Genomic DNA, 5,555 nt, shown 5'->3' with positions numbered 1-5,555 from the left:
GCTGTCCACAATTTTTTTCTTTAAATCTGTTTGAGCGGTTGCAGCAAAACAGCATAATGTAATAACAACTGCACTTAATATTTTTTTCATCTTTTACTTTTTGCAAACCTAAATCAATTTGTAGTATTATTTAGCATTAGGTTGTACAAGAAATGCTAAAAATATAAATATGCATACTAAAAAACCTTTAATAACATTCTACTTTATATAAAAAAATTACTTGAATAAATTACTACTGTTTAAGTTTTAAAAGGTTTTTTCTATCTGCAACAGGCAAGTTTTACAAAGAAAGAATGGTAATACAATATATTGGGTATAAAAAAGTTTCTATTCTCAATAGAAAAGAAGCGGTAAATCCAAAAAATCGTTTTACCCGTATCTTTAAGGTTATTAAGTCTACTATGGTAAATCTGCTGCTTACTAACGCATTTCCCCAGTTTGAAAGAGAACTGCAAATTGAATTAACAAAAAGGGGGATATTAAAAGAATATAAAAAAGGTGAGATCATTTTAAAAATGGGGCAGCCTTTTAAAAATGCCTATTTTATTTTAAAGGGTTGTATAAAAGTTTACAGGGAAAATACAGAAGAGGCAGAATTTGTTGTTGCCTATCTGGAAGAAGGGCAAAGTTTTGCAGTTTCTGCATCAGACAATAGCCCCCTTTCCACGCAGTGCAGCCTTGTTACATTTTATGCAATTGAAAAAACATATATCCTTAATCTTCCTTTTAATGATAAAGATTTTCTTGCAAAAAAATTTGACAGTTTTTATAAATATATTTTAACAACTGCGGTAATGTACTATAGTTTTTTTTTAGACATTATTGATTATTTGGCTTTTAAAAAATTAGACGTCCGCCTTGAATTTTTTCTTTTCAGTCTTTCCAGGATAACAAAGAAAAAAGAATTACACATCAGTCATCAGGAAATTGCCAAAGGGCTTAGTGCGTCTAGGGAAACTGTATCGAGGCTTTTAAAAAAGATGGTGGCTGAAGGAAAAATAAAAATGAAACATAACGAAATCGAAATAATAAGTTTGTAAACTGTGGCATTTATTACAAAATAAAATTAAGGAACAGCCTAACTTCTGTTATTAATTCATGTAAGGTTTGAAACCATGGGGGTGAAATGCCTATTTCACCCCTTACATTTAAAAAATATTCAGATTTGTTGAATGTATAAAATTAAATAATGCTAAATTGATAAATACAAAAAATTAAGGACACAATATTTTACAATTGTGATTTGAATCACAAAAAGCGAATAAATTTTAGTTTACTTTACACAGATTATCAGGTTTACAACGCTCAGGCATGAGAAATTTAATTGCTTAATAATTTTATCACTTATTTTTTTCAAAGCTCGTAACTCTAATAATTTTTAAGTTTCAAACTTAACGAAAAACCATTTTAATTAAATAGCTATGATAACCTCCATAACCTTATCTCCTTTATGGCATACTTTATTGTTATGCCTCAACTTGCAAAAAAAAGTGGAATTAATCCCTTTACGTGCAACCCTTTTCAAAAAAAATCGAACTACCTTTTATACACTATTCTATTAAAAAATCAACTCCAAAAAAATGAGATCCAAGACTTACACACTACTGCTGCTTTTATTTGCAGCCTTTTTTTCTGTCAATTTAGTAAAAGCACAAACTTATAATTTACACTGGGGTTCTACTACCTGGGTGGGGCCAACTTATTTAAAAACTGTAACCAATATTGGCGGTTCAGGCATTGGTGCTACCGTAGTTATTACAAACACAAGCCCTGCAGGCAATGTAAGTGCAGCTACTACTGCTGCTAACGATGCCTTTCAGAATAACAGTCCAATAGTTGGAGCAACCGGAGGTTCAAACTGGTTTTTGCCAGGAACCACAGCCGGTAACCCTTTAGTAGAATGGATGGACTGGACTACACTTACCTCAACTGTTACCACTGTAATAACTTTTACAAGACCAGTTAGTGGCGTATCTTTTTATGTAGGAGATATGGACAGATCAACCACTGTAACCTATGTAGACAGATTTACCTTTACGGGTAAAAACGGCACAATTGCCGTACCTAATCCAATAGTTACAAAGTTTCAGGCAACTGCAACAGGAGCTGATACTGTATTAATTAGCGGAAATTCTGCATATGGTAATTCAGCAGCTGGTTTTAACTTTAATTCAGCAACAAATAGCATAACAACTCAGGGCGCCACGGTATATGTACAGTTTGGTAATCCTGTAACAGAGATAACTTTACTATGGGATCAGGGGCCTGGTGCAACGGGTAATCCTACGGGTCAGGCAGTTGCAATTGGTGATATAAACTTTACCAAAGTAATTCCTGAATTTCCACCAACAGCAGATAATTATTTAAACTCTCCAATGCCCCAGGGAAATACTGCTACAGCAATACCCGGTTTAACAGCAGCAGATTTGGATGGTACAATTGCCAGTTATAAAATAACATCAGTGCCTCCTGCTGCACAGGGTGTATTAAGTATTACCTGCCCGGCCACACCAACAGGTGCAACCTGTACTGGCGGCTTTGCAGATCTAACTGCAGCTGTATTAGCTGCAAACCCGGGTGGTATTGTTTTAACTCCTGCACAGGCAGCAGCTATGCGTTTTGATCCTGCTGCAAATTTTACCGGCAATGCCACATTTAATTTTAATGCTACAGATAACGATGGTAATATAAGTAATACGGCAGCCTATACACTGCCGGTAATTGCTTTACCTCCTGTATCAAATAATATTATGGAAAACAGTATGCCCAATACCAACGGGCCTACTGCAATACAAGGTTTAAACTCTTCGGATATTGACGGCACTATATCAACATATCAAATAACATCATTACCACCAGCTATTCAAGGGGTAATAAGTGTGCCATGCCCGCCAACATTAACAGGTGCAACCTGTACAGGCGGCTTCCAGGATTTAACTGCAGCTATTCTTTCAGGCTATCCATCGGGCATGCCTTTAACAGCCACACAAATTGCAGGTATGCGTTTTGATCCTGCGGCAGGTTTTATTGGTAACGCAACATTTAATTATAATGCTGTAGATAATGGTGGTAATACAAGCAATACAGCTAATTACACAATACCAGTTACAGCAACTGCAACCAATGCAAGGCCACCATTAGCTAATAATATTACTGCACAACCACTAAATAATAGTTTAGGCAATACCGCTATCCCATCATTACAGGCATCTGATCTGGATGGAACAGTTGCCACTTATACTATTAGCAGTATTCCATCGCCTGCACAGGGTGTGTTAAGAATATCCTGCCCTTCTACACCTGCAGGTACAACATGTACTGGCGGATTTGCAGATTTAAATATCGGAACAGTTTTAACCCCGGCTGAGGCAGCAAGATTATTTTTTGACCCTGCACCCGGCTTTACCGGCACTGCTAATTTTAATTATACGGCTACTGATAATACAGGTTTAATTAGCAATACGGCAACTTATAACCTGCCGGTTATGAACACACCACCAACAGCAGCTAATATAAATACTTTTGTTCCTTTTAATGCAGGGGCAACAGTAATCCCTACATTATCGGGCAGTGATGCAGATGGTACTGTAAACGCATACACTATAACAACTGTACCAACAGGTACACAAGGTGTAATAAGTGTGCCTTGTCCACCAACACCAGCAGGAGGAACATGTACAGGAGGTTTTGTTGATTTAACCCCTGCAGTTTTAGCGGCTAACCCCGGAGGTATAGTATTAACTCCTGCTCAGGCTGCAGGTATAAGGTTTGATCCAACCACCGGCTTTAGCGGTACTGCACCATTTAATTATACAACAACAGATAATAATGGCAATATAAGTGCAGCAGCCAGTTACAATATTACAATGGCACCTCAGCCACCTGTAAGCAGCGATGTGACTAACGTAGTTTTGGCTAACACATTAGGCCCAACAGCAGTTAGCTCTTTAGTTGGTACAGATGCGGATGGTACAATTGCCAGTTATACTTTATTAAGTGTACCTGATGCATCACAAGGTGTAATCAGCATTCCCTGCCCTCCCACACCAACAGGTGCAACATGCCTTGCAGGATTTGCCGACTTAACTGCGGCAGTACTTGCATTAAACCCTAATGGTATTTCTTTAACACCAGCACAGGCTGCAGCTTTACGCTTTGACCCTGCTGCAGGTTTTACCGGTTTGGCAGCATTTAAATATGGTGCAGTAGATAACAGCGGACTAATAAGTAATATTTCTACCTATACTTTGCCGGTATCTGGCACTGGTAATATACCACCAGTTGCAAAAAATATTTTAGCACCATCAATTGCAAACACTAATGCAGCGACTGCAATACCAACTTTAAATGGTACAGATGCTGATGGTACAATTGCAAGTTATAAAATAACTGCTGTTCCTGCAGCTTCCGAAGGAGTATTGAGTGTATCCTGTCCATCAACACCAGCAGGAACAACCTGTACCGGTGGCTTTGCTAATTTATTAGTAGGAACTGTATTAACTCCCGCTGAAGCGGCAAGATTATTTTTTGATCCTGCACCCAACTTTGCAGGTAATATGGAATTTGCTTACACAACAACAGACAATAGTGGTGCTACAAGTGCAGGAGCAGTTTACACAATTCCTGTAACCAGTTTACCACCGGTTGCTAATGCTATAGTTGCACCCACCATGCCACAAACAAATGGCCCAACTGCAATTCCGGGCCTTGTTGCAAATGATGTTGATGGTACTATTGCTGGTTATAGTGTAGAGTCTTTACCACCAGTTTCTCAGGGTGTAATAAGTGTACCTTGTCCGCCAACGCTTACAGGTGCAACCTGTACCGGAGGTTTCCAGGATTTAACTGCTGCAATACTTTCAAATTATTTAACTGGAGGCATACCTCTTACACCAACACAAATGGCGGGAATGCGTTTTGACCCTGCGCCAGGATATTCAGGAAATGTGGTGTTTAATTATCATGCTACAGATAACAGTGGTTTAATAAGTAACAGTACAACTTACACTATTCCAGTATCGGGTTTACCACCAGTTTCAAATGATGTGGTTGCTCCAAAAATGTTTAATACCAACGGACCAACAGCTATACCATCTTTAGCCAGCAGCGATGCTGATGGTACCATTACCAGTTATACAATAAATAGCGTTCCACTAACATCGCAGGGGGTAATAAGCATTACATGCCCTCCAACTCCAACAGGAGCTACCTGCACAGGAGGCTTTGCAGATTTAACGGCAGCAGTACTTACTGCTAATCCAGGTGGCATAGTATTAACGCCTGCACAGGCTGTAGCTTTAAGATTAGATCCTGCCCCGGGTTTCAGCGGCAATGTTACCTTTAATTATTCTGCTTACGACAATACCGGAAATTTAAGTAACACAGCTGCTTATACAATACCAGTGGGCAGCCCGGCAGCACTTCCTGTTTCTCTTGTAAGTTTTTCAGGGCAGAGAAACGGTAATGATATTATTGCAGTATGGAAAACAGAAAATGAAATTAATGCAGACCATTTTGAAGTAGAATACAGTACCGATGGTATTAACTTTAACAAT

2 protein-coding genes are annotated in these 5,555 nt (G+C 38.5%); both read left to right on the top strand.

The window, feature by feature from the left end:
* The first annotated feature begins 293 nt into the window (after positions 1-293).
* A complete protein-coding gene (locus tag ACY65O_RS14745; RefSeq protein ID WP_462221622.1) occupies positions 294-1,040 on the top strand; it encodes a Crp/Fnr family transcriptional regulator in 747 nt (248 codons plus the stop codon).
* A gap of 540 nt (positions 1,041-1,580) precedes the next feature.
* Positions 1,581-5,555: beta strand repeat-containing protein (locus ACY65O_RS14740; RefSeq protein WP_462221621.1), on the top strand; the 3,975-nt coding region annotated here is incomplete at its 3' end.

Origin of the sequence: Ferruginibacter sp., assembly GCF_031430955.1 — a bacterium.
GTDB lineage: Bacteria > Bacteroidota > Bacteroidia > Chitinophagales > Chitinophagaceae > Ferruginibacter.
This window is presented reverse-complemented; position numbering and strand designations above follow the sequence as displayed.